Annotated in this window: 19 protein-coding genes; 15 read left to right on the top strand and 4 right to left on the bottom strand. The window is 42.2% G+C overall.

What is annotated here, in order from left to right:
* The first annotated feature begins 4 nt into the window (after positions 1 to 4).
* The 5 genes from FLP08_RS08345 (at position 5) to FLP08_RS08325 (ending at position 7,156) form a co-directional block, all read left to right on the top strand.
* A complete protein-coding gene (locus FLP08_RS08345; protein WP_156275871.1) occupies positions 5 to 2,410 on the top strand; it encodes a 3-hydroxyacyl-CoA dehydrogenase/enoyl-CoA hydratase family protein in 2,406 nt (801 codons plus the stop codon).
* 28 nt (positions 2,411 to 2,438) lie between these two features.
* Entirely contained in the window at positions 2,439 to 2,792 is a 354-nt protein-coding gene (locus FLP08_RS08340; protein ID WP_156275870.1) for a four helix bundle protein, read from the top strand.
* Positions 2,793 to 2,824: 32 nt separating this feature from the next.
* The gene (locus FLP08_RS08335; RefSeq protein WP_156275868.1) at positions 2,825 to 4,018 is read left to right on the top strand and encodes an acetyl-CoA C-acyltransferase; all 1,194 of its coding nucleotides are present in this window, start codon (positions 2,825 to 2,827) and stop codon (positions 4,016 to 4,018) included.
* 114 nt (positions 4,019 to 4,132) lie between these two features.
* Positions 4,133 to 5,941: an acyl-CoA dehydrogenase FadE gene (locus FLP08_RS08330; RefSeq protein ID WP_156275867.1), complete on the top strand. Its 1,809-nt coding sequence runs from the start codon at positions 4,133 to 4,135 to the stop codon at positions 5,939 to 5,941.
* A 162-nt stretch (positions 5,942 to 6,103) separates the two neighbouring features.
* Positions 6,104 to 7,156: a M43 family zinc metalloprotease gene (locus FLP08_RS08325; RefSeq protein ID WP_156275865.1), complete on the top strand. Its 1,053-nt coding sequence runs from the start codon at positions 6,104 to 6,106 to the stop codon at positions 7,154 to 7,156.
* A 78-nt stretch (positions 7,157 to 7,234) separates the two neighbouring features.
* On the opposite strand, the gene FLP08_RS08320 is transcribed toward FLP08_RS08325, so the two are convergent.
* Entirely contained in the window at positions 7,235 to 8,200 is a 966-nt protein-coding gene (locus tag FLP08_RS08320) for a hypothetical protein (RefSeq protein WP_156275863.1), read from the bottom strand.
* Between the two features lie 206 nt (positions 8,201 to 8,406).
* Here FLP08_RS08320 and FLP08_RS08315 point away from each other — a divergent pair, with 206 nt between their 5' ends.
* Both FLP08_RS08315 and FLP08_RS08310 read left to right on the top strand, forming a co-directional pair.
* Positions 8,407 to 10,167 carry a mechanosensitive ion channel family protein gene (locus FLP08_RS08315; protein WP_156275862.1) on the top strand — a complete coding sequence of 587 codons (1,761 nt, stop codon included), beginning with the start codon at positions 8,407 to 8,409 and terminating at the stop codon, positions 10,165 to 10,167.
* Between the two features lie 99 nt (positions 10,168 to 10,266).
* Positions 10,267 to 11,319, top strand: coding sequence for a mechanosensitive ion channel family protein (locus tag FLP08_RS08310; RefSeq protein WP_156275860.1), 1,053 nt, complete (start codon positions 10,267 to 10,269; stop codon positions 11,317 to 11,319).
* Here the strand turns inward: FLP08_RS08310 and FLP08_RS08305 are convergent.
* Positions 11,310 to 13,106 carry a glycoside hydrolase family 15 protein gene (locus tag FLP08_RS08305; RefSeq protein ID WP_156275858.1) on the bottom strand — a complete coding sequence of 599 codons (1,797 nt, stop codon included), beginning with the start codon at positions 13,104 to 13,106 and terminating at the stop codon, positions 11,310 to 11,312. The genes FLP08_RS08310 and FLP08_RS08305 overlap by 10 nt on opposite strands.
* Before the next feature lie 95 nt (positions 13,107 to 13,201).
* Here FLP08_RS08305 and FLP08_RS08300 point away from each other — a divergent pair, with 95 nt between their 5' ends.
* The 7 genes from FLP08_RS08300 (at position 13,202) to FLP08_RS08270 (ending at position 22,655) form a co-directional block, all read left to right on the top strand.
* Positions 13,202 to 15,415, top strand: a complete 2,214-nt coding sequence (locus FLP08_RS08300) for a bifunctional alpha,alpha-trehalose-phosphate synthase (UDP-forming)/trehalose-phosphatase (protein ID WP_156275856.1) — start codon at positions 13,202 to 13,204, stop codon at positions 15,413 to 15,415.
* A gap of 137 nt (positions 15,416 to 15,552) precedes the next feature.
* The gene (locus FLP08_RS08295; RefSeq protein WP_238388469.1) at positions 15,553 to 15,837 is read left to right on the top strand and encodes a YtxH domain-containing protein; all 285 of its coding nucleotides are present in this window, start codon (positions 15,553 to 15,555) and stop codon (positions 15,835 to 15,837) included.
* 107 nt (positions 15,838 to 15,944) lie between these two features.
* Positions 15,945 to 17,297, top strand: a complete 1,353-nt coding sequence (locus FLP08_RS08290) for a M28 family metallopeptidase (protein WP_425549996.1) — start codon at positions 15,945 to 15,947, stop codon at positions 17,295 to 17,297.
* Between the two features lie 15 nt (positions 17,298 to 17,312).
* Positions 17,313 to 18,155, top strand: a complete 843-nt coding sequence (locus FLP08_RS08285) for a dienelactone hydrolase family protein (RefSeq protein ID WP_156275852.1) — start codon at positions 17,313 to 17,315, stop codon at positions 18,153 to 18,155.
* 170 nt (positions 18,156 to 18,325) lie between these two features.
* A complete protein-coding gene (locus tag FLP08_RS08280) occupies positions 18,326 to 18,523 on the top strand; it encodes a hypothetical protein (RefSeq protein WP_156275850.1) in 198 nt (65 codons plus the stop codon).
* Between the two features lie 12 nt (positions 18,524 to 18,535).
* On the top strand, positions 18,536 to 19,315 hold the full coding sequence (locus tag FLP08_RS08275; protein WP_156275848.1) for a PRC-barrel domain-containing protein: 780 nt from the start codon (positions 18,536 to 18,538) through the stop codon (positions 19,313 to 19,315).
* Between the two features lie 130 nt (positions 19,316 to 19,445).
* Positions 19,446 to 22,655, top strand: a complete 3,210-nt coding sequence (locus tag FLP08_RS08270) for a WD40/YVTN/BNR-like repeat-containing protein (RefSeq protein WP_156275846.1) — start codon at positions 19,446 to 19,448, stop codon at positions 22,653 to 22,655.
* Positions 22,656 to 22,708: 53 nt separating this feature from the next.
* Here FLP08_RS08270 and FLP08_RS08265 read toward each other — a convergent pair whose 3' ends face one another.
* Positions 22,709 to 23,674, bottom strand: coding sequence for an App1 family protein phosphatidate phosphatase (locus FLP08_RS08265; protein WP_156275844.1), 966 nt, complete (start codon positions 23,672 to 23,674; stop codon positions 22,709 to 22,711).
* Between the two features lie 71 nt (positions 23,675 to 23,745).
* Here FLP08_RS08265 and FLP08_RS08260 point away from each other — a divergent pair, with 71 nt between their 5' ends.
* Entirely contained in the window at positions 23,746 to 24,618 is an 873-nt protein-coding gene (locus tag FLP08_RS08260) for a diacylglycerol/lipid kinase family protein (protein ID WP_156275842.1), read from the top strand.
* A gap of 5 nt (positions 24,619 to 24,623) precedes the next feature.
* Here the strand turns inward: FLP08_RS08260 and FLP08_RS08255 are convergent, their stop codons facing one another.
* Positions 24,624 to 25,544 (bottom strand): GyrI-like domain-containing protein, encoded by a 921-nt coding sequence (locus FLP08_RS08255; protein WP_156275840.1) that lies wholly within the window; start codon positions 25,542 to 25,544, stop codon positions 24,624 to 24,626.
* Between the last annotated feature and the right edge of the window lies 1 nt (position 25,545).

The following is a 25,545-nucleotide window of genomic DNA, read 5'->3' as shown; positions in this document are numbered from 1 at the left end:
AAAAATGAAAAGAAGGATTAATAAAGTTGCAGTGATCGGATCCGGAATTATGGGTAGTGGTATCGCTTGCCATTTTGCCAATATTGGCGTGGAAGTGTTACTTCTGGACATCGTTCCCCGGGAACTGAATGAAAAAGAAAAGAAAAAAGGTCTTAGCCTGGATGACAAAGTGGTTCGTAACAGGATCGTGAACGACTCCCTGCAAGATTCAGTAAAATCTAAGCCCTCCCCTATTTACCATAAGGATTTTGTGAACAGGATCAAGACCGGTAACCTGGAGGACGATATTCATAAGGTATCTGAAGCAGACTGGATCATCGAGGTTGTAGTGGAACGCCTTGATATCAAGAAACAGGTTTTTGAAAACCTTGAAAAACATAGAAAACCGGGAACCCTAATTACTTCTAACACCTCTGGTATCCCGATCAATTTCATGACCGATGGTCGTAGTGATGACTTCAAGAAACACTTCTGCGGAACTCACTTCTTTAACCCACCTAGATATTTAAGATTATTCGAGATCATTCCAGGAAAAGAGACTTCTAAAGACGTTCTTGATTTCCTTGAGACGTACGGTAGTAAATACCTTGGTAAGAAAACAGTTCTTGCAAAAGATACTCCGGCTTTCATTGGAAACCGAATTGGTATTTTCAGCATTATGAGCCTTTTCCATATGGTTAAGGATATGGGAATGACCATTGAAGAAGTAGATAAACTTACAGGTCCGGTAATCGGTCGCCAGAAGTCGGCTACATTTAGAACGGTAGACGTGGTTGGTTTAGATACACTGGTACACGTTGCTAATGGTCTTTACGAAAACGTTCCAGACGATGAGCAGCACGACTTGTTCAAATTGCCGGATTTCATCAGTACCATGATGGAGAACAAATGGCTGGGAAGCAAGACCGGTCAGGGCTTTTATAAGAAAGTAAAGAAAGATGATGGTTCCAGCAAGATCAAATCACTTGATCTTGATACTATGGAATACCGCGATAGAAAGAGCGCCTCTTTCGCTACTCTTGAAATGACCAAGACCATCGATAACGTAGTAGATCGTTTCGAGGTGCTTGTTAAAGGAAAAGATAAGGCAGGTGAATTTTACAGAAAGACATTTTCTGCCCTGTTCGCTTATGTTTCGAACAGGATCCCTGAAATTTCAGACGAACTTTATAAGATAGATGATGCCATGAAGGCCGGTTTTGGCTGGGAGCACGGTCCATTCCAGATCTGGGATGCCATAGGTGTTCAGAAGGGTATCGATATGATGAAGGAAGAAGGTTACGAACCTGCTGCCTGGGTGAAAGAAATGCTGGAGAACGGAAGCGACAGTTTCTATACCATTAAAGAAGGCAACACCTATTATTACGATATTCAGAAGAAAGAACAGACAAAAGTACCCGGACAGGATGCATTCATTATCCTGGACAACATCAGGGAATCTAAAGAAGTATTCAAGAACAGCGGCGTGGTCGTGGAAGATCTTGGAGACGGGATTCTTAACGTGGAATTCAGAAGTAAGATGAATTCCATTGGAGGTGACGTTCTTGATGGAATTAACAAAGCTATCGATTTGGCTGAAAAAGATTACCAGGGATTGGTTGTTGCCAATAATGGTAAGAATTTCTCCGTAGGTGCCAATATCGGGATGATCTTTATGATGGCCGTGGAACAGGAATATGAAGAGCTGAATATGGCTATTAAGCAATTCCAGGACACTATGATGAGAATGCGCTACTCCTCTATTCCAACCGTTGCTGCTCCGCACGCGATGACGCTGGGTGGTGGTTGTGAGCTTTCCCTGCACGCAGATAAAGTGGTTGCTTCAGCTGAAACTTATATTGGACTGGTAGAATTCGGCGTTGGGGTGATTCCTGGCGGTGGTGGAACCAAGGAAATGACCGTTAGAGCTGCCGATACTTTTCAGAAAGATGATGTAGAGTTAAACCGACTAAGAGAGCACTTCCTTACTATTGGAATGGCGAAGGTATCAACTTCGGCACACGAAGCTTATGACCTGAACCTTCTTCAGAAAGGAAAGGATATCGTCGTGGTAAACCCAGACAGGCAGTTAGCTATCGCTAAGAAACATGCGATGCTAATGGCGGAAAATGGATATACCAAGCCGATCAAACGTACAGATATAAAAGTACTGGGTAAACAAGCCTTGGGAGCATTCCTTGTTGGAACAGACCAGATGGCTGCCGGGAAATATATCAGCGAGCACGATAAGAAGATCGCAAATAAACTGGCTTATGTAATGGCCGGAGGTGATCTTTCAGAAAACCAGCTGGTAAGTGAGCAATACTTATTAGATCTTGAACGAGAAGCCTTCCTTTCGCTTACTGGTGAAAGAAAAACCCTGGAGCGACTTCAACATATGTTGAAGAAGGGGAAACCATTAAGAAACTAATTGTATAGTGTAATTCGTCGATTGTATAATGAATTATTTCAAGGAATTAAAGGTTTGGCAAAAAGCTATCGATATGGTTTCAGCTATTTATTTGCAAAGCCAGGGATTTCCGAAGGATGAGATCTATGGATTGACATCACAAATTAGGAGATCTGCTATTTCAATTCCTTCAAATATTGCTGAAGGATGCGGCCGAAAATCTGAAAAGGATTTTCACAATTTCCTTGGAATAGCTCTAGGATCGGCTTTTGAATTAGAAACACAGTTACTACTGGCAATGAAACTTAACTTTCTATCAAAACAGGAATTCTCTCCTATAGAAAGCGAAATTCAGCATATTCAGAATATGATTATTAAACTACAATCAACACTTAAACAATAAAGCATTATACATCTTACAAAATTCAATATACAATGAAAAGAACAGCATATATAGTAAAAGCATACAGAACCGCAGTAGGAAAGGCTCCTCGTGGAGTATTCCGCTTTAAGAGACCTGATGAACTGGCTGCGGAAACCATCCAGTACATGATGGATAAATTACCTGATTTCGACAAAACGCGTATCGATGACGTAATGGTTGGTAACGCGATGCCGGAAGCGGAACAGGGACTTAACGTTGGTAGACTGATCTCTCTAATGGGATTAAAGATCGAAGACGTACCAGGAATGACCGTTAACAGGTATTGTGCTTCTGGGTTGGAGACTATCTCCATTGCCACGGCGAAGATCCAGAGTGGAATGGCCGACTGCGTGATCGCTGGAGGTGCAGAAAGCATGAGTTACATCCCAATGGGAGGTTATAAGCCAGTACCTGATTATAAGGTGGCTAAAGAAGGTAACGAAGATTATTACTGGGGAATGGGATTAACTGCCGAGGCAGTTGCCAACAAATACAAGGTTTCCCGTGAAGATCAGGATGAATTCGCCTATAATTCTCACCAAAAAGCGATCAAGGCCCAGGCCGAAGATCGATTCCAGGACCAGATCGCTCCAATTACGATCGATGAGACCTATGTAGATAAGGATGGTAAGAAGAAGACCAAATCTTATACAGTGAATAAGGATGAAGGTCCAAGAAAAGATACTTCTATCGAAGTACTTAATAAACTAAGACCTGTTTTCGCCGAAGGCGGAAGTGTAACCGCTGGTAACTCTTCTCAAATGAGTGACGGTGCAGCTTTCGTGATGGTGATGAGCGAAGAAATGGTTAAGGAACTAAACCTGGAGCCAATCGCCAGAATGGTAAGTTATGCTGCTGTTGGTGTAGAACCAAGGATCATGGGAATTGGACCAGTTCATGCAATTCCAAAGGCTCTTAAACAAGCCGGACTTAAGCAGGACGATATGGAACTTATCGAACTTAACGAAGCCTTCGCATCTCAGTCTCTAGCCGTTATAAGAGAATTAGGTTTAGATAAAGACAAGGTAAATCCTAATGGTGGAGCTATCTCCATGGGTCACCCACTAGGTTGTACTGGTGCGAAATTATCGGTTCAGATCTTTGATGAAATGCGCAAGCGTGAATTGAAGAACAAGCACTGTATGGTAACGATGTGTGTGGGAACCGGTCAGGGTGCAGCAGGAGTCTTTGAATTCCTCAACTAGACTTTAGATCTGAGATATTAGATCTAAGAAATGAGAATTAAACTATAAATATTATAAATGCATTGAGAGGCTGAGTCTAAGGTCTCACCTCTCAATACTAACATCTAAATAAAAATGAGCACAGATACAGCTAAAAAGGATATCCTTCGAGGTGGGCAGTTCCTGGTAAAGGAAACTAAATGTGAAGACGTTTTCACCCCGGAAGATTTTAACGAGGAACAAAAAATGATGCGTGATTCTGTAAAGGAATTCGTAGAAAGAGAGATTTGGCCTCACAAGGAAGAATTTGAAAAGAAGAATTATGAACTAACCGAAGAGGTGATGCGCAAAGCCGGGGAACTTGGATTTCTTGGTGTAGCCGTACCGGAAGAATACGATGGTCTTGGAATGGGCTTCGTATCTACCATGTTGGTTTGTGACTATATTTCTGGAGCTACAGGATCTGTGGCTACTGCTTTTGGTGCACATACTGGAATTGGTACCATGCCAATTACCCTTTATGGAACCGAAGAGCAAAAGAAAAAATATGTTCCAAAACTAGCTACTGGAGAGTGGTTCGGAGCTTACTGTTTGACTGAGCCTGATGCAGGATCAGATGCGAATTCAGGTAAGACCAAAGCTGTACTTTCAGATGATGGAAAGTATTACAGCATCAGCGGACAGAAGATGTGGATCTCTAACGCTGGTTTTGCAGATGTATTCATCGTATTTGCAAGAATCGAAGACGACAAGAACATCACCGGGTTTATCGTAGAAAACGATAAAGAAAACGGGATCAGCTTCGGAGAAGAAGAAAAGAAACTAGGTATCCACTCCTCCTCTACCCGCCAGGTATTCTTCAACGAAACCAAGGTACCGGTAGAGAACATGCTTTCTGAGCGTGGAAACGGATTCAAGATCGCGATGAACGCACTTAACGTTGGACGTATCAAATTAGCGGCAGCTTCTCTTGATGCTCAAAGAAGAGTGACCGATCTTGCTGTGAAATACGCCAATGACAGAGTTCAGTTCAAGACTCCTATCGCCAAATTTGGTGCGATCAAGTCTAAACTGGCCGAGATGGCGACTTCAGCTTATGTAGGTGAAGCAGCGTCTTACCGTGCAGCTAAGAATATCGAAGACAGGATCAACATTCGTTTGGAAGACGGAGCCTCACATTCTGAAGCAGAATTGAAAGGTGTGGAAGAATACGCTATTGAGTGTTCTATTCTTAAGGTTGCCTGTTCAGAAGATGTTCAGAACTGTAGCGACGAAGGTATCCAGGTTTACGGAGGTATGGGATTCTCTGCAGACACTCCAATGGAATCTGCATGGAGAGATGCACGTATCGCACGTATCTACGAAGGTACTAACGAGATCAACAGGATGTTATCTGTAGGAATGCTTGTGAAAAAGGCTATGAAAGGTCATGTAGACCTGCTTGGACCTGCTAAAAGTGTTGCTGATGAGCTAACCGGAATTCCTTCTATGGATAAGCCAGATTATTCTGAGCTTTTTGCTGAAGAGAAAGAAATGGTTGCTAAGCTTAAGAAAGTATTTTTAATGGTAGCAGGAAGCGCTGTTCAGAAATTTGGACCTCAGCTGGAAGAGCACCAGCAATTACTTCTTGCTGCTTCAGATATCCTTATCGAGATCTACATGGCAGAATCTGGTATCCTTAGAGCTGAAAAGAACGCCAAGAGAAACGGAGAAGAAGCTACCAAGACCGAGATCGCTATGGCTAAACTATATCTTTACCATGCCGTTGAAACCGTTATCACGAAGGCGAAGGAAGGAATTGGTTCCTTTGCTGAAGGTGACGAGCAACGTATGATGCTAATGGGACTTAAGAGATATACCAAGTATCAGAACATGCCGAACGTGGTTGAATTGAGAAACACGATCGCAGAAAAACTGACTACTGAAAATAAATATTGTTTCTAGTCAAACATTCTTTTAAACTGGAAAAAGCCACTCAAATGATTGAGTGGCTTTTTTAATTTTAACATTTTATACAGAAAAGTGTTACAAAAAAATACTTTCCAAGTTAAAAAAGCCTAAATATTTAGATATATTGCTGCGAAATCAAACAAAACCAAACTTATTATGAAAAAAGTTTTTCTGGGAATGGCAGCTTTAGCCTTCCTTTTTGCTTCTTGTGAGCAGGACTCAAAAGAGAGCATTAACGAGCAGCAAGAGGCTCAGGTAGACATGAGCGACTTCTATCTTTACACTGATTCTTCAGATCAAAAAAGGTCTGAAAATGCACCTGAAAAGTGTTACAGTATGAAGAACCTCAACCGTCTCCTAAACGAGAACAAGGGCCTGCATGAAAAAATGTATAATATTGAAAAGAATACCCGTTCTATTCTTGCTAAATCTGAAAACGCCAAGGGTGGTAAGCCCGGAAGCGGCGGTGGCGGAACTGAACCACCTGCAACAGATAACCTTGGGATCGTAAATATCCCGGTTGTGGTACATGTAGTTTACAGTAATTCCCAGCAGAATATTACAGACCAGCAGATCAATTCACAGATCGATATCCTGAATGCAGATTTTAGAGCTGCAAATTCAGATGCAAGCAACGCTCCATCTGAGTTCGCCGGTTTGGTGGCAGATTCTGAAATTTCATTCACTCTTTCCAATGTTTTCCGTCACAGCAATTCAAGAGCTGAATGGGGAACCAGGGATGATGTAAAATATGCTTATCCACCGGTTTCACCATCTAACACCCTTAATATCTGGGTAGCTAACATTGGTGGTGGAATTCTAGGCTATGCTCAATTCCCTGGTGGTCCAGCTTCTACAGACGGAGTAGTGATCGCACCTCAGTATTTTGGAGATACCGGCTACGTTTCAGCGCCTTATGATAAAGGAAGAACTGCGACCCACGAAGTTGGTCACTATCTAAACCTTCGTCACATCTGGGGTGATGGTAGATGTCGTCAGGATGATTTTGTTGCCGATACACCAGAATCTGACGGACCAAACTATGGTTGTCCATCTTACCCAACTGTGAACTGTAGATCTAATGACATGACCATGAACTATATGGATTATGTATATGACCAGTGTATGTATATGTTCTCTGAAGGACAGAAAGCTCGTATGAGAACCATCTTTATGGATGGCGGCCCCAGAACAGGATTTGTAAACTAATCCTCTCCTTATTTATAGGAAACACAAATAATAAAAGCCACCTTAGAAGGTGGCTTTTTTGTTTCTAAAAATCTGAATTTATTCTTCAGGCCAATAATCCCATATACTGCAATGCCCGGCATTGTCGGTTTTTCCTATTTCGTTTTGAACTCCAGTATACCCTGCGTTCATTACCGCTCGAGGAGCAAACTGGAATTTTTCGGTTTTTTTTATTTCAAATAGTTTACCAAAGTGAGCCTGGCTTAATCCATGTCCTGCCTCATGCAAGGCAACGGTCTCAACATCTATAGAGTTTCCATCTATGTTCCACTGAAAATTATCGTTATAATAAATTTCACGCAGGGCAGTATCAACAAGCCCATCTTCATTTGTATCAAGGGGATTACCATTCTCATCAATAAAAATAAGGGTATAAGTGACTCCAAGAACTCTAGTGGCTGCGTCTTCTCCAAGAGCCATCTCAAAAAACTCTCCTGGTAACCATCCAGCGTGATTAATTTCAGCTACAAATGGAACTTCACCTCCATATCCTAAAATCTGTGCTATGAGACCTGTAGAAAACTCATTATTTGAAGGTACTCTGAAAAGTCCCAGCTCAGAACATTTTACATCTTCCCAGGTATTCATAGCAGACATGATAGAACCTGTAGTCTCCTCAATATTAAGATCTTCTGAAGCTCGTGTTTCATCTATATAATAGGAAATATCGGTCGTTCCGTCAATACTGAGCAAAGGTGAAAAATCTGATCCCAATTGTTTATTTCCTCTATCCATGAAATAAACGGTGTTGCCCATTTCACCGTTTTCGGCCAAAGTCAAATACTCTGCTGAATAAAGACTTACAAAGAAATTACCTTCAGATCTTTTTTCGAAATCAGAAATATTGGTCAGCGGGATTTTTTTAAATTCATCACCTACCTCCCGAAAAATAGGTTCAACAATAACCTCCTGTTGGTTGAGATCTGTAGAATCGATTTCGGATTCCTGGCTACAGGACACCAAGATCAGGGACAGAATAAGCACACTCAGTTTGATAGTTCTCATAGTTTTATAATTAGTGGTTAATAAAGTCTTAAATATAAGTCATAAATTTCAATGAATTGACCATCAGTGCTTTACATCATGATTTTTTTTAGTTAAAATTTTCAGGCTTATAAATAAAACTTAAATCCAGCCAGATATACTTCAGATCGTCTGCTTATTATTAATTTCATAAATTGAGTATCAAACCGACCTAACTAGCTGATAATATGCTGAAGATCATTCTGCAAATAATGCTGATCATTTTTTCATGCTCTGGCTATGCTCAATCAGATTCCGTTCAGGAAAAAGATACCACCCAGCAATCTAACGATCAGCAGCTACCTCCTAAAGATGATATCGTTGAAGATAGCACCGCGAACGCGGGAAATTCCCTTGGTGAATATACCAAGGCCTATTACAATATCCAGAGATGGAACAAAGGTGTAGGTTATCCTCCGGAAGACATCAACCTGCAAACGCCCCAGGCGACACTGGAGCATTTTATTATTAATGCCCGAAACAAAAATTACCAGCAGGCCGCATATGCGCTTAATTTAAATCTGATGCCCGATAACCTGAGCCTGGAAGAGGCCGCGGTCCTGGCAGAAAAGCTGAATTTCACCCTGCAGCAGCGAATTTCTATTCCCTGGGATCAGCTGCCTGACCGCCCAGATGGCCAGATCGATATCACTACCACAACAAACCAGGCCGTGGCGGGACAACCCAGGAGAAGCCTAAGTTTTGGACAAACAGAATTAAAAGACAGGGCCATTGAATTCAGGTTACAGCGTTTGAAATACGGGGATAAAAGTCCTATCTGGCTTATTTCTGCCCAAACGGTAGAAAATATAGAACCTCTTTATCGCAGTTTCGGGCCCAGGAAACTGGACCGGATGGTCCCCACCTGGATTAGCTTTGAAGTTTTCGGTATCCCCTTCTGGAAATACCTTGGAACCATTGTTTTCCTGCTCTTGGGATATTTTATTTCCAGGCTGGTATCATATTATATAAGGAGATTGTTTTCAGATACCAAAACCTATTGGATCAAGAATATAGCCTACAGATTGGATGCTCCCGCAGGTGCAGCGATCGGCATACTGGTATTTTACCTCCTGTTAAATAATCTTATTTCATTTACCGGTCCCCTGGCTCGCGGCCTTTACACCATCTTATTAATAATGATCATTGGGATCATTACCTGGCTGGTTATGCGGGTTATAGATTATATTATGGATTTCTTCGCCCAGCATAAGATTGGAGATCCAGGAGATGAACAGAATGCAGAGGCAAAAAAAATGATGACCTATGTGTCGGTAGGTAGGAGAATCTTTATCTTCCTGATTGTCCTGCTTGGGGCCGCGGTAATTTTTTCACAATTCCCATCCCTGGAAAGACTTGGTATTTCGCTTATGGCTTCTGCAGGTATAGTGACGGTGATCTTCGGTATTGCTGCTCAAAGCACCCTGGGAAATATCATCGCAGGCATACAGATCGCGATCACAAAACCCGCCAAAATAGGGGATGCCGTGATCATCGCCGATGTATATGGCTACGTAGAAGACATCACCTTCACCTATATGGTAGTAAGGACCTGGGATCTGCGCCGAAAAGTGATTCCGCTGAAGACGGTCATCTCCGAAAGTTTTGAAAACCTCTCCATGACCAATTCTCAAACTATTGGCATCGTAGAGGTGTATGCTGATCATCGAATAGATGTGGACCAGGTTCGAAGTAAATGGGCTGAACTGGTCAAGGCTTCAGATAATTGGGACGGCGATGAGGAGAAAAGCCCGGCGGTACAGGTTACCGAGTTGGATAATAAATCTATAAAGTTGCGCTGTCTTTGCAGCGGTAAGGATTTTCTAACCACCTGGAATCTGCATTGTGAGATGCGTGAAAAGATAGTTGCTTATATTTCTAAGATAGAAGATGGTTTCTATTGGAGCAAGGAACGAGTGGAACTTGAAGATCGCAGAAAGGATAGCTAATACCGAAATCCTTTTCGGTTAAATTTTATTAAAAACATTTTGATCCTCCTTTAAAAGAATTCGTTTTGATTAGCTTTAAGCTTAATTAAAGCCTTCTATATGTTTGATATTGAAAAGAATGGACTAAAATATATAATCATTGCCATTGCTGTACTGATCCTTAGTTTCAGCATAGCCTTCTATCTTTTCAAGCGGCTGGGAAAAAACCCCAGGAACATATTACCCGTAAATTTCGCCCATAAGATCAAGATCCCGTTACTCATCTTTCTGGCGAGCCTTATCGCCCAGGTAGCAGTGATTGGGGATATTTTCATTTTCGAAGCAACCAAAACGATCGCAGGTCACCTGAGCATTATTGGGATAATTCTGAGCATTGCCTGGTTCCTTATTTTATTGTTCAAGGTTTTCAAAAAAAGAATGCTGAAAAAATATGATGTATCAACTTCAGATAACCTGAAGGCCAGGAAAGTTTATACTCAATTCACGATCCTTGAGAATATTGTCATTTTTGTGATCGTGGTGCTGGCGATTGGAATCGCTCTTATGAGCTTTGATAGTATCAGGTCTGTTGGGGTTAGCGTTTTAACTTCAGCCGGGATCGCGGGGATCATTATAGGTCTCGCCGCCCAGAAAGCCATAGGAACCTTACTTGCAGGTATTCAGATCGCTCTAACCCAGCCTATAAGACTGGATGATGTGGTGATAGTTGAGGGTGAATGGGGCTGGATCGAAGAGATCAATCTCACCTATGTGGTGGTAAGGGTCTGGGACAAACGCAGGCTGGTTGTACCTACCACCTATTTTATTGAAAAGACCTTTCAGAACTGGACCAGGACCTCTGCAGACATCCTGGGAACGGTATACATCTATGTAGACTACGGTCTTCCTTTCGATGCAATAAGGCAGGAGCAGACCAGGTTGCTTAACTCCACCGATCTATGGGATGGAAACGTAAACGTGATGCAGGTGACCAACGCCACAGAAAAGTCGGTGGAAATACGTGTGCTTGTAAGTGCCAAGGACTCCCCTACCGCCTGGGATCTGCGGGTTTATTTAAGGGAAAAATTGCTGGAATTCATTCAGAAGAATTATCCTGAAGCCTTGCCCAAGGCAAGGATCTCTATAGATCATCCTGCTAAGGATCAATCCTGAAAGATCATCCCTTCAGTAGCGATCCCTTTACTGAAATTAGCGGCCGTTTCAATCAGGGCAAGATGTGAATATGCCTGAGGGAAATTACCAAGCAACCTTTTGGTCTTAAAATCTATATCTTCACTGAAAAGTCCCAGGTGGTTACTGTAAGACAGTAACTGGTCGAACATTTTTTTCGCCTTTTTCTTTTCTCCAATTTTATAAAGGCTGTCTATAAGCCAGAAAGTACATATGGTGAAAGAAGAGGTAGGTTTCCCGAAATCATCATTGTTCTTATATCTAAACATCAGTCCGTCTTCACAAAGCTCCCTTTCGGTAGCCTGAACCGTGCTTACGAATCTTGGGTCATCTGCTTCAATGAATCCGTAAGACTGCATTAATAAGGTAGAAGCATCCAGGTCTGAAGATCCATAGAACTGCGTATAAGCCTGCTTTTCCTCGTTCCAGCCATTATGATATATATCCTGGTAGATCTCCTCTCTAAGGGTCTTCCAGTGCGTATCATTGATCCCCATCCTAAGTACTTCCCCTATCTTGATCGCCCTGTCTATGGCAACCCAGCAAAGCAGCTTGGAGAATACAAAATGACGGTCCTCGGTTCTAAGTTCCCAGATCCCTTTATCCGGTTTCTTCCAGTTTTCTTCTACGATCATTACAATGCCTCGAACAACCGTCCACAAGGCTTCTGAATTTTCCAGGGATGTTTCGAACATGAGGAATTGCTGATAGATCACCTCCATCAGGATGCCGTAGATATCATTTTGCTTTTGAATATAGGCTGCATTTCCGGTACGTACCGGCGCAGAACCCTTATAACCTTTTAAGTGGCTAAGTATATGCTCGGTAAGCTCCTTTTCCCCATTGATGCCGTACATGATCTGAATCTTTTCATCCTTGTGCGGAATAATGTCCAGAATGAACTGCAGAAAATCCTTGGCAGATTTAATATGCCCTAGACCGGCCATCACCTTGATCACCATGGAGGCATCACGAATCCAGCAGAACCTGTAATCCCAGTTACGCTCCTCTCCTATGGTTTCTGGCAAAGAGGTAGTTGCGGCAGCCAGTACAGCCCCCGATTTCTTATAACTAAGTGCCTTTAGTACCAGCGCGCTTCGCATGATCTCATTCCCATAATGGGTATACCTGGTAGTATTGTCACTCCAGTTCATCCAGTACACCTTGGTACGCTGGAATTTTAGGTATGAACGGTCAAGGCTCTGTTCCACAAGTTTCTCATGGTAACCAACCAGGCAGTATTCATTACCCTTAAGAGTTATTTCCTTGCTATCAAGGATGTCCTGAAGATCAAAACTGGAATAAAGGTAAGCTGAGTCATACTTCCCCTGCTTGGTGAAACTTTTAATATACTCGCCCTTATGCTCACTATGGGTTTTCTCCTTAGCGAAATCCAGCTTAGGATCATATTTTATTCTGAACTTGGGCTCTCCACCGGTTAATCTGAAAAACCGGATAATATCTGGCGGAGCATAGAAAGAACCATCGTTCCTTGGATACCTCGGCATAAAATCTATAAGCTGAAAAGAATCGGTTCCGTTATCGAAAACCGTACTTAAAATATTGGTCTCCCAAAGGTATTCCTGGGTGATCTTATAATCGTCTCCAATAAGGATCTCAAAGCTCCCTCCTATCTCTTCATCCAGGATCTTGGCGAACATGGCCGAAGAGTCAAAATTAGGCATACAGCACCAGTCGATAGAGCCATATTTGGAGATTAAAGCTGCGCTTTTACAATTGCTTATTATACCGTAGTCGAGGTTATCCATATATCTTAAAAATCTTATAAATCAATTGCTGTCTGAAATGATTTTCGGAAATTTAGTAAAATTCAAATTCGTCACAACAGCATTTACATTTAATTATGAGTAAAACGATCATTATTTCCAACCGATTACCACTGCAAATATCAATTGAAAATGGTGAGTTGGAGGTGACCCCCAGTGTGGGAGGTCTCGCAACCGGCTTAAAATCATTTCATAAGGACGGAGATAGTGTTTGGATAGGCTGGCCAGGGCTTACCGAAGAAGAAATCCCTAAAAAGCTGAAGGAAGAAGTTCAGAAAAAAGCCCGGGAAGAGAATTGTGTGGCCGTTAACCTTACTTCAGATGAGATCGATGGTTTTTATTATGGATTCAGTAACCGTACCATATGGCCATTATTCCATTATTTTATGGAATATACCGAGTCTGATAACGAATACTGGAAGACCTACCAGAAAGTGAACCAGAAATATGCCGATGAGATCCTTAAACATTATGAAGATGGAGACGTGATCTGGGTTCATGATTACCAGCTACTACTGGTCCCAAATATGATCCGTGAAAAAGCTCCGGAAGCCGTCATAGGCTTTTTTAACCATATCCCCTTCCCTTCCTATGAAGTTTTCAGAACATTGCCCTGGAGGGACGAGGTATTAAAAGGAGTGCTAGGCGCCGACCTTATAGGCTTTCATACCTATGATTATGAACGTCATTTCTTAAGTTCGGTAAGTCGTATCCTGAGACACCAGGTAGATTTTAACGAGATCACCCTTCCAGACAGGATCGTAAAAGTAGATTCATTCCCAATGGGGATCGATTATAAGAAATTTGAACAGGCCGCCCTAGACCATTTTGAAGGTACCTCGGCAGACCAGTCTGAACTTCAGAAAAGGCTGGACCATCATTTAGAGGCTACTCCAGATGCAAAAATGATCCTGAGCATAGATCGCCTGGATTATACCAAGGGTATAGCCCACCGGATAAGGGCCTATGAATATTTCCTGGATAATAACCCCGAATATATCGAGAAGGTACGCCTGGTAATGCTGGCCGTACCTTCAAGATCCAATGTTCCGCAATACAGGAGGCTGAAGCGGGAGATCGACGAGCTGGTAGGTAGAATTAATGGGAAGTTTTCAACCGTAAGCTGGACGCCAATCTGGTATTTCTATCGTTCCATGCCTTTCCATAATCTTATCGACCTTTATACCACCTGTGAGATCGCTCTTCTCACCCCTATCAGGGATGGGATGAACCTTGTCGCAAAGGAATATATAGCTACCAGGACTAACCACACCGGAGTCCTTATTCTGAGTGAGATGGCTGGTGCTGCGCATGAAATGAATGAAGCCCTAATCATTAACCCGAACAATTTCGAGCAGGTATCCCAGGCTTTAAGAACGGCTTTTGAAATGCCAAAAGAAGAGCAGATCGAAAGAAATAAAATGCTTCAGAAAAGACTTAGAAGGTACAGCGTGGAAAAATGGGCACAGGATTTCATGAAATCTCTAAGGGCCACTAAAGAGAACCGTGACTCCTTTAAATCCATAAGGATCACTCCAGACATTTCTGAAGAGATCATGAAACAGTTCAGGGAAGCTAAAAGAAGGGTGCTGTTCATAGATTACGACGGTACGCTGGTAAACTTTGTAGACAAGCCAGAAAACGCGCGACCAGACGAGGAATTGAAGGAATTGATCAGGGCACTTAATGCAACTGAAAATACCGATGTGATCCTTATAAGTGGTCGGGATAAGAATACCCTGGGCAGCTGGTGGAAAGATGTGCCGGTGGAACTTATTTCGGAACACGGGGTTTGGATGCGCCAAATAGATGGTGAATGGGAGCTTTCTGAAAATGTAAAAAGTGAATGGATGGACGCCGTTCGCCCGGTCATAGAAAATTTTGTAGATCGTACCCCGGGGACATTCCTGGAAGAAAAGAATTATTCCCTGGCCTGGCATTACCGAAAAGCCGACCCTGAACTTGGAGAGATTCGCGCAAATGAATTAAGTACCGTACTAAAGGAACTTATTTCTAATCGCGGACTGAGCGTACTGGAAGGAAATAAGGTACTGGAGATTAAAAGCAGTGATGTTAACAAGGGAAAAGCCTCTTCTAAAAAACTTATCGGTAAGAACTACGATTTTATTTTCGCTATAGGGGACGATTGGACAGATGAGTATATGTTCCAGGAATTGCCTGAAACCTCCTATACGGTAAAAGTTGGTATTAAAAAGACAAGTGCCAGATATTACGTGGAGGGCACTCAAAAGGTACGAACCCTGCTTGAAAAATTCAGGGAAAACCTATAGTGAGCCCCCATTGTTAAAGAATTTGTGAATACTCTGGAAACTTTAAATATACATTAACTCGAAGCCTATGGCATGAGCAGCTTTTCTATGTAATTTTACCTATGAATTTAAATCGAACCAATTTAAAACCAAATTCTATGAAATCAGGAAATTTATTATTAGGACTAGTATCAGGAGCTGCTGCAGGAGCAATTTTAGGACTTTTATATGCACCAAAAAAAGGAAAAGATACGCGTAAAGCTATCACCGATAAAGGAGATGAATATATTAAAGGTGCCAACAGAAGTATCCATGATTTTACAGACTCTGTAAACCACAAAGTAGAAGCTCTTAAAGCTAGAACTAAAGCTGGCGTAACAAGTTCTAAATCAAAAGAAAAAATGAACCAGGCTAAAGCTGAAATGCATGAAGTAGCTAGCTAGTTTATAGAATAATTGATTACTTACAAAGCCTCGGGAATTTCCCGGGGCTTTGTTTTTTTATATGAATACTAACTTCTGTATTTTAGAGAGCTAATAAAAAATCTACTATGAATTTATTCCTAAAGAAATTATGCGTATTACTTTCAATCATTGGCCTGGGGTTTCAGGCAGATGCCCAGGATACCGACATGAGGTTATACGAGATCATCGAAAACGTTTCTGCAGACAGTATTGAACATGATATAAGGAAACTTGCCGGGTTTGGCACAAGGAATACTTTTAGCGATACCGTTTCTGATACCCGAGGTATTGGTGCTGCCAGGAGATGGATCAAATCTGAATTCGATAATATTTCTTCCAATTGTGGAGATTGCCTGGAAATTTTTTACCAGAAAGATTATGTGACACCAGAGGATGGGAAACGTATCCCTAAAGAAGCCTGGGTGGTAAATGTAGTCGCTATTCAGAAGGGCAAAAAATATCCAAATCGTTACGTGATCATGAGCGGTGATATAGATTCCCGTGCGAGCAATACCATGGACTTTACTACAGATGCTCCCGGGGCTAACGATAATGCCAGTGGAATGGCCGGCACCATGGAAGCTGCCCGTGTACTTTCAAAATATCAATTCGACAGCAGCATCATTTATGTAGGGCTATCTGGAGAAGAACAGGGACTTTTTGGAGGAAAAGGCCTGGCAGAATATGCCAAAAAGAATGACTGGGATATCATTGGTATCCTGAACAATGATATGATAGGTAACATCGAGGGCGTAGATGGAGTTATAGACAATCGCAGCTTTAGGATATTTTCTGAACCCGTCCCTCCTACCGAAACAGAGCGTGAAAGACAAATGCGCAGGTTTTACGGCGGCGAGGTAGATGGTATTTCCAGGCAGCTGGCCCGTTATATTCATAAAAATGTAGAGACCTATATGCCAGAAATGAATCCAATGATGATCTACCGCCTGGACAGGTTTGGTCGTGGTGGCCATCACAGGCCTTTTAACGACCTGGGCTTCGCGGGGGTTAGAATTATGGAAGCCCATGAGAATTACAATCGTCAGCACCAGGATATTCGTACCGAGGATGGAATTGAATATGGTGATGTGGTTGAAGGCGTTAATTTCAATTACGCCAAAAAACTTACCGCGGTAAATGCAATCAACCTGGCAAGCCTGGCCTGGGCTCCTCCGGCACCCGAAAAAGTCGAAATCGGCGGGATCGTAGAACCAAGTACGAAATTAAGATGGGAGCCTGTAAAAGGAGATATCGCGGGCTATAAGATCTACTGGCGTGATACCACGGCACCACAGTGGCAATATTCAAGGTTTGTGGGAGATGTTACCGAATTTACTCTCGATGGAATAGTTATAGACAACTATTTCTTTGGAGTTGCCGCGGTTGGAAAGAATGGCCACGAAAGCCTGGTTGTTTTTCCTTCCGGTACTTTTAGATAATCAAAATTGGAAATCATGAGAAAATTAAGCATCAATTTTATTTTGCTCCTGGCGATCTCGATCTTTTGTTCTTGTAAACAGAATAAGGAGGATAAGTCTAACAAATCTGAAAGCACCAGCGTTTCAAGCTCTGAAACCGGGGAGCTTTCAGAATCTCCCAGGCATCATGAATGGGTCAGCCTTACTTACGTCGATCGTGAATTTGATGCTTTCGTGGTTTACCCTGAAACAAAAGAAAAAGCAAAGCCGGTGATTGTCATACATGAAAACAGAGGTTTAAATGACTGGGCACGCCTATTCGCCGATAAGCTGGCAGCCAAAGGATATCTGGTCATTGCTCCAGACCTTATCTCTAATACGGTAGAAGGAAAAAGACGTACGACCGATTTTGAAAATTCAGATGCGGCCCGGGAGGCAATTTATGACCTTAAAAAGGAACAGGTCACCAAAGATCTGGATGCGGCCTTTAAATATATTAGTCAGGATCCTGCCTCTAATGGGCAGGTGGCCGTAGTTGGGTTTTGCTGGGGTGGTTCTCAGGCTTTCCGTTATGCTACAAACAACCCTGAGATCACTTCGGCCCATGTATTTTACGGGACTGCACCAGAGGATGCTGAGGCGATATTAAAAATCTCAGCTCCGGTTTATGGATATTATGGAGGGAATGATAACCGGGTAAATTCGACTATAGAAAAAACCGAAAAATTGATGCAGGAGGCCGGTAAAACCTACGAATACAAAATTTACAAAGACGCAGGGCATGCCTTTATGAGAAGCGGACATGCGGCCGATGCTCAGAAAGCCAATAAAAATGCCCATGATGAAGGCTGGAAAAGGCTGCTCAACTTACTGAAATAATTCCTTTAGAGGAGATATTTATGAAGCCGGGGAATAGTTCCCCCGGCTTTTTTTGTTCCTGCTCTAAGCCGAACAAAAAACTAATTAACAATACTTTACACTAAGATTGGATAAATTTAGGAATACCTATTCCTAATTTAGTTTCAGGTTAACCAATAAATCGTCGAATTATGGCTGATATCAGAATTGAAAAAAAGAAGCCCATCTGGCCATGGATATTTCTTATTGTGGTTTTGGTCGTCCTGGTATTCCTTTATTTCTACGGAAGTACGGAAGCTAACGACGATATGGAAGAAACAGAGATCGAAGAGATTACCAACCTTACACCTCGATCGATTTATTTTGAAGATGAAGATGCAAGCGTTTAAAAGATCAATAAAATGAGTACCAAAGAGAAACATTTATATTACCTGAGCGAATTGAAAGACTATAAGGTAAATTCTAAAGATTCCGATATTAGGGGATGGCAGGTAAAAGACCTGGATAAAAGAGTTATTGGAAAGGTTGATGACCTATTGGTCAATATGGATCTGGGAAAAGTAGTTTACATCGATGTGGAAGTAGACCAGGCCGTTATAGATACGAAACACGATCCTTATTCAGCCTCTGCAGATTCACAGATCAAGGAGTTCATCAATAAAGACGGGGAAAATCATATTATAATTCCCATAGGCCTGATAGATATTAACCTGGAAGATAAATATGTATATACAGAATCCATAGATTATCAAACTTTTGCTGAAACCAAGAGATATCGTTCAGGTTCAGGACCTAGCCGGGAATATGAACACCATGTACTGGATTCATATGACAGAAGGAAGAATTTCTCCGGGAGGGAGACCGTTGGCGATGCCTATCGTAATGACGTAGATTCCACTACTCATGCTTCAGAAACCGAGCTCGAAGCCAGGATACGCAGGGAAAAGGAAAAACTTAAGTATAAATCTGACGAAAGGAAAAGTCCGCTAACCCACCAGGAACCGCATAATAGATCTACCGACAGGTTTATTCCTGAAAGAACCCTGGATGAAGAGGAGAATTGGCATCATGACAGGTCTGGCTTCGAAGATGAAGTGAGCATCGAGGAAAAACTGAGAAGAAAAACTCACCAGGACGACTTTTACGATCGCGAAGAGTTTCGTCACCGCAAGCGTTTTTAATTAACCATTCTATATATTACCGAAAATTAAGGGAAGCCTGCTGGTTTCCCTTTTTTCATGCAATTACAAAACAAAAGAAATTAAGCTAAAATTGTATCTTGGAGGCTTATTTAAATTCCAATAAAACCCCATGAAAAAAATTAGCTTATGCCTTTCCCTATTTCTGATCGCTTTTTCAGTTTTAGGACAGGATGTAGACCTTTCATTATTAAAGAATAAAAAACCCAGGAATATTGGTCCGGCAGGAATGAGTGGCCGGGTCACTTCCATAGATGTTGTTAGCAGCAATCCCGATATCATGTATGTGGGGACCGCCTCCGGTGGATTATGGAAATCTACCAGCGGTGGAGTAAAATGGGACCCGGTTTTCGATGAGCAGGTGACCGCTTCGATTGGGGCGGTTGCGATCCAGCAATCAAACCCGGCAGTGGTCTGGGCAGGTACCGGTGAAGGTAACCCCAGAAATAGCCTGAATGGTGGTTACGGGATCTTTAAATCCCTGGATGCCGGCCGTAGTTGGACCAGGATGGGACTTGAAAAGACCAGGCATATTCACAGGGTGATCATTCACCCCAAAGATCCAGATATTGTTTATGTAGCCGCAATAGGTTCTCCCTGGGGCGCCAATGAAGAAAGAGGTGTATACAAAACCACAGATGGTGGACAAACCTGGGAAAAGATACTGTATTCTAATAAACTTACCGGTGCGGCAGACCTGGTGATGGATCCTAACAACCCCAATAAACTTATCGCAGCTATGTGGGAGCATAAAAGGGATCCGTGGTTCTTTAATTCCGGCGGTAAGGGTTCCGGCCTTTTCATCACCCATGATGGCGGAAAAACCTGGACTGAAAAAACTGCTGAAGATGGATTGCCAAAAGGAGAACTGGGACGTATAGGCCTGGCCATTGCACCAAGCAATTCAAATATTGTATATGCCTTGGTTGAATCTAAAAAGAACGCCCTTTACAAATCTGAAGATGGAGGCTTTAGCTGGAAAATGATCAACGATAAAGAAGAGATCGGGAACAGGCCGTTCTATTACAGCGATCTCTTTGTGGATCCCCAAAACGCGAACAGGCTGTACACGGTTTTTACCTATGTAAACGTTTCAGAAGATGGAGGTAAGAGTTTCGAAAGCCTGATGCCGGCTTATGGCGTAAATAACGGCGTTCATCCAGATCACCATGCCTGGTGGATACATCCCGAGGATGGCAGTTTTATGATGGATGGTAACGATGGTGGATTGAACATTACCCACGACTCCGGAAAGACCTGGAGGTTTGTGGCAAACCTACCTGTGGCCCAGTTCTATCATATCGCGGTGGATAATGAATTTCCATACAATGTATATGGAGGAATGCAAGATAACGGTAGCTGGCGTGGCCCGGCTTACGTTTGGAAAGACCAGGGTATAAGAAATTCGTACTGGCAGGAGATCTCTTTCGGTGATGGTTTCGATGTGGTTCCAGACAAGGATGACAGTCGTTACGGCTGGAGCATGAGCCAGCAGGGCTATGTGAGCAGGTACGATTATCTTACCGGCAATAACTACACGGTAAAGCCCACCCATCCAGATCCGGAAGTTGAATTGCGTTTCAACTGGAATTCTGCCATAAACATTGATCCTTTTGATAGCAATACTATCTATTTCGGAAGCCAGTTCGTGCATAAAAGCACCGATAAAGGCCTTACCTGGGAGGTAATCTCCCCAGACCTCACCACCAACGATCCTGAAAAACAAAAACAGGAAGAAAGCGGTGGCCTGACCATAGATGCTACCGGGGCCGAAAATTATACTACCATTCTGGTCATTGAACCGTCCCAGGTAGAAGAAGACATGATGTGGGTTGGAACAGATGACGGCAGGGTTCATTATACCACAGATGGCGGAAAATCCTGGAACGAGGTTTCAGGCAATTTTCCAGGCCTGCCTAAAGGCTCATGGATTGTTCAGATCAAGGCCTCTAACCAAAATAAGGGAGAAGCCCTTTTGGTTGCAAATGATTATAGAAGATTTAATTATACGCCCTACGTATATAGAACTACCAACTATGGGAAAACCTGGTCCAGGATCGTAGATGAGAATGATGCCGAAAGTTACGCCCTGAGCATTGTAGAAGATCCGGTTGAAAAGAACCTGATGTTCCTGGGAACCGATGATGGTCTTTATGTTTCCTTCAACGCCGGGAAAGACTGGCAAAAATACACCAACGGATTCCCTACCGTTCCGGTTAAGGACCTGGTAATTCATCCAAGAGAGCACGACTTGGTGATAGGCACCTTTGGAAGAGCAGCCTGGGTGCTGGATGACCTAAGGCCATTTAGGGAAATTGCAGGGAAACCTGAGGTACTCCAACAAAAACTGGAGTTATTCGAACCTCCGGTCGCTTACCATACTGCTACCCAGCAGCCTACAGGCAGCCGTTTTGGTGCAGATGCCCTATACCAGGGTGAAAACAGGAAAATGGGCGCCAGGATCACCTATTTTGCTGAAATACTTCCGAAAAAGGACAGCATTGCGGAGGCTGAGAATAACGAGGAGGTTGAACAAAATGAAACTTCAGAAGTAAAATGGGATTCCATAAGACTGAAGATATACGATGGAGAAAGACTGATACGTACCCTAAGGGAAAAGGCTCCAGATACTACCGGGCTGCACACCATGATGTGGAAATTGAATGAAAAAGGCGCAGATTCCTTTTCCCGTGAACTGAAAGAGGAGAAGACTGAGACTTCAGGTGTTGATGTTAAACCTGGAAAATACAGGCTGGTACTACACTATGGTGATCTAACTTCTGAACAGATGATAGAGGTGAAAACCGACCCGAGACTGGAAGTTTCCGAAGAAAACATCAATGAAATATATTCAGCGCTTAAAGAACTGGAAGCGATGCAGCAAACGGCTGCCAGTGCTCTAAAACAGCTCGTAGAAAGCAAAAGTACAGCCAATAATTTCCAGGCCGACCTTAAAAAACAACCTGAAGGAAAAACAAAATTTAAGGATGAGATCAAGGATAGCAAGGAGATCATCAAAAAGATCGATGAGTTGATTGCCTTATATATAGGTGAAGAAAGTAAAAAACAGGGAATTGTAAGAAACCGGGAAAACACGGTAGAAAAAAGGATCAATACAGCTGAGGGATATGTAAGTTCCAGACAGAATGGCCTTACCAGAACCGAAGAGATCCTGATAGACCATGCTCGTAAAGAAGTAAAAGCAGCTCTGGAAGCTACTAATAAATTCTTTGAAACAGACTGGCCAGCCTATCGTGATAAAATGGAAAGCCTGGAACTACCAATATTCAAGGAAACTGAAACCTTTGAACTGGGGAATTAAATATTGCTTACTAAATTAATTAATAGCCCTCTGTAATTTACAGGGGGCTTTTTTTATATAAGATGCTCTCGCTCTGAATGGTGAATAGCCTTCTCGCTATCTCTAAAATAGCAGGTACTTATATTCATTGTTTCCAGGTTGGCCAATACCTTCTGAACTTTTCCGTTCTGTTTACTTTTGGTTTGCCTTATATAGACCGCTTTTATGTTCATGGGAAAGGTTTTGCAAATACGCTCGTAGAGATATGCATCATGTTGCGAATCATCTCCCAGCAGGACATACTTTATATGCGGGTAAAAGGAAATGATATCCTTGATCTTAATGAATTTGTGATCGTGATTACCCCTACCCGACTTTACGAAGTCGCGCAGACCGGTCTTGATCTTTTTCAGCTTAATTACCGCTTTGGGAAGGTCGTGCAGGTCGGCGAACTCAGAAATAAAATCATAAAGGTTCCATTCACTGCTGGAAACAAAAAAGAAAGAATTAGAAGAATGGGCTTCGTCCTGCCCCGCTTTGCTTAATTGTCGGTAGTGCTTTACCACGTCGTCAAAAACCTTCCTTTTATTGATGTTCTTGGAAAGCATGACATATAACTTCTTGAAGAAACTATTGCTGTGTGAAATTAGAAAGGTGTCATCAATGTCTGATATAATCCCCAGTTTGCTGGGAAAGGGCTTAAGCAGCTCCCCTTTCTCCACCATTCCGAAATCGTACATTTTACAGGTAACCTCATATTCATGCCAGCCAGGCTCGAGATCTTCTTCATAAGGAATGGTGAATCTAAAATAGCCGTCCTCTTGGGTTTTAGTGCTTACTTCCAGGTCCCGGAACTTCAGTTTTACCTCGAAATTCTCCAGAGGCTTGATCCTGAATTTATGCAGGATCGCATAAGCATGTTTGATCCCTTTCTTATCTATACTGTATTTATCTGGTGCCCAAGACTTGAACAAATGACCGAAGACTACCAATTCCTCATCGTTAACATATCCCCGGTACAACTTAAGATCCAGTTTCAAAATATTGGCCTTTTTTTAAAATTCCTTCATTCCAAAATAATTATTTTTAAGCGTTCCATAAAGATATGTACATGAATTTTAAGGAAGTTTTATTGATTGTAAATCCCATAGCGGGCAATACAGACAAGAAAAAAATCATTTCCCGGGTAAAGACTTACCTCGAAAACGAAAACTTCAATTTTCACCTTTATACTACTACCGGAGAGGAGGATGTCCCTAAGATTCAGAGCGAAATCAAAGATAATAAGATAGATAGGGTTTTGGTGGCCGGAGGGGACGGTACTATAAACCTTGTTGCGGAAGCGATCAAGGAATTCGACATGAGTATGGGCATACTGCCTGCAGGATCGGCTAATGGACTGGCGGTTAATTTTGATATCCCAGAAGTACTGGACGAGCAGCTCAAAGTAGCCATGGGCGACAATTTTATAGATCTTGACCTGCTATGCCTAAATGATATCATTTGCCTGCATATGAGCGACCTGGGGATTAACGCTGAGCTTATAAGGAATTATGAGAATTCGTCCATCCGGGGAAAGTTCGGTTACTTGATTCAGTCCATTCCTACTTTGATCCAGAGTGAATATCCTTTTCATTTTATCATAGAAACCGAAAATGAGACCAGGGACGCTTCCGGAGTGCTGTTAGGCTTTGCCAACTTAAATAAATATGGTACGGGAGCCAATGTAAACCCCAAGGGGAAGCCAGATGATGGCATCTTCGAGATTCTTATTTTTAAAAAACTTAGTCTTGGAGAGATCCTGAAAACACTAAAAAACGAAACCGACCTCGATCCGGATTTCGTAGAGATAATCCAGGCAAAAGAGGCAAGGATCAACTGCAAAAAACCCGTATCTTTCCAGATAGACGGGGAATATATAGGAAAAGAAACCGAAATCGAAATAAAAATACTACCCGAAAAACTAAAGCTCGCTGTACCTTAATTCCACTATTTTGCCACTGGAAGGAAAATTTCTGCTTTCCAGTTCAATTCGTCGGTATTGATCTTAGGGTTATTATAATACATTTCCATGGGCAATCCCGTGGTTTGTAAATTTTTCTCCTGGGCCTTATAAAGAATATCGTACCATGCTATATGAGAAATCCGGTAGTTGCCATTAAAGATCAATTTCAAGGCTTCCTGGGCGGGATATTTTTTTAAACTTAAATTATCTGGAGTACTTAAACCGGTCTGTTCTTCAAATGGAAAACAGAAGTCAAAATCTATAATATCCTTTTCCCTATCCCATTTGGTCACTTTTAGGATCGGATATCCTTTCAATTCCAGACTGTTCTTAATAATATAGTTTTCCAGCAGGGAAATAGTTTGCATCATTTCATTTGCCTTCGAATTTACCGGAATGTTCCTGGAGGTGCTGCAAATACATTTCATTCCCGGTGTATTCGCAAGTCCCGCGGTATCACTTATCCTATAGGTTTGCTGATGCTCTTTCAGATCCTTTTTAAAGGCCAGTACTTTTTGCTTTAGGGTATCTATATACAGACTTTTTCTGAATGGATTTACAATATCCCAACGATTGGCCAGTTGATTTTTTTCGGATAACACATTTAAGTTAAGGCTTGTCGTAGAATCGTTAATCTTTTCAATTTCCCATTCCATCTCCAAAACTAAAGAGCTATCTACCTTTACTTGTTGTCTAAGGGAACTGAAAGGATTTTTACTTACGGTATTGATATTCTCCGCAGATTCTGAAAGCCCGAATTTCCGCCATTCAGTAAGTTCATAAAATACGGCTCCCGGACCATATTTCGCGGTTGTTTCGAATTGGTAATCATATTTCTTGATAAAAAGATACCAAACTAATGCGCCCACAGCGATCAGTAAAAGGAGCAGGAAAACTTTTTTCATA

Source organism: Christiangramia aestuarii (genome assembly GCF_009735585.1).
GTDB lineage: Bacteria > Bacteroidota > Bacteroidia > Flavobacteriales > Flavobacteriaceae > Christiangramia > Christiangramia aestuarii.
This window is presented reverse-complemented; position numbering and strand designations above follow the sequence as displayed.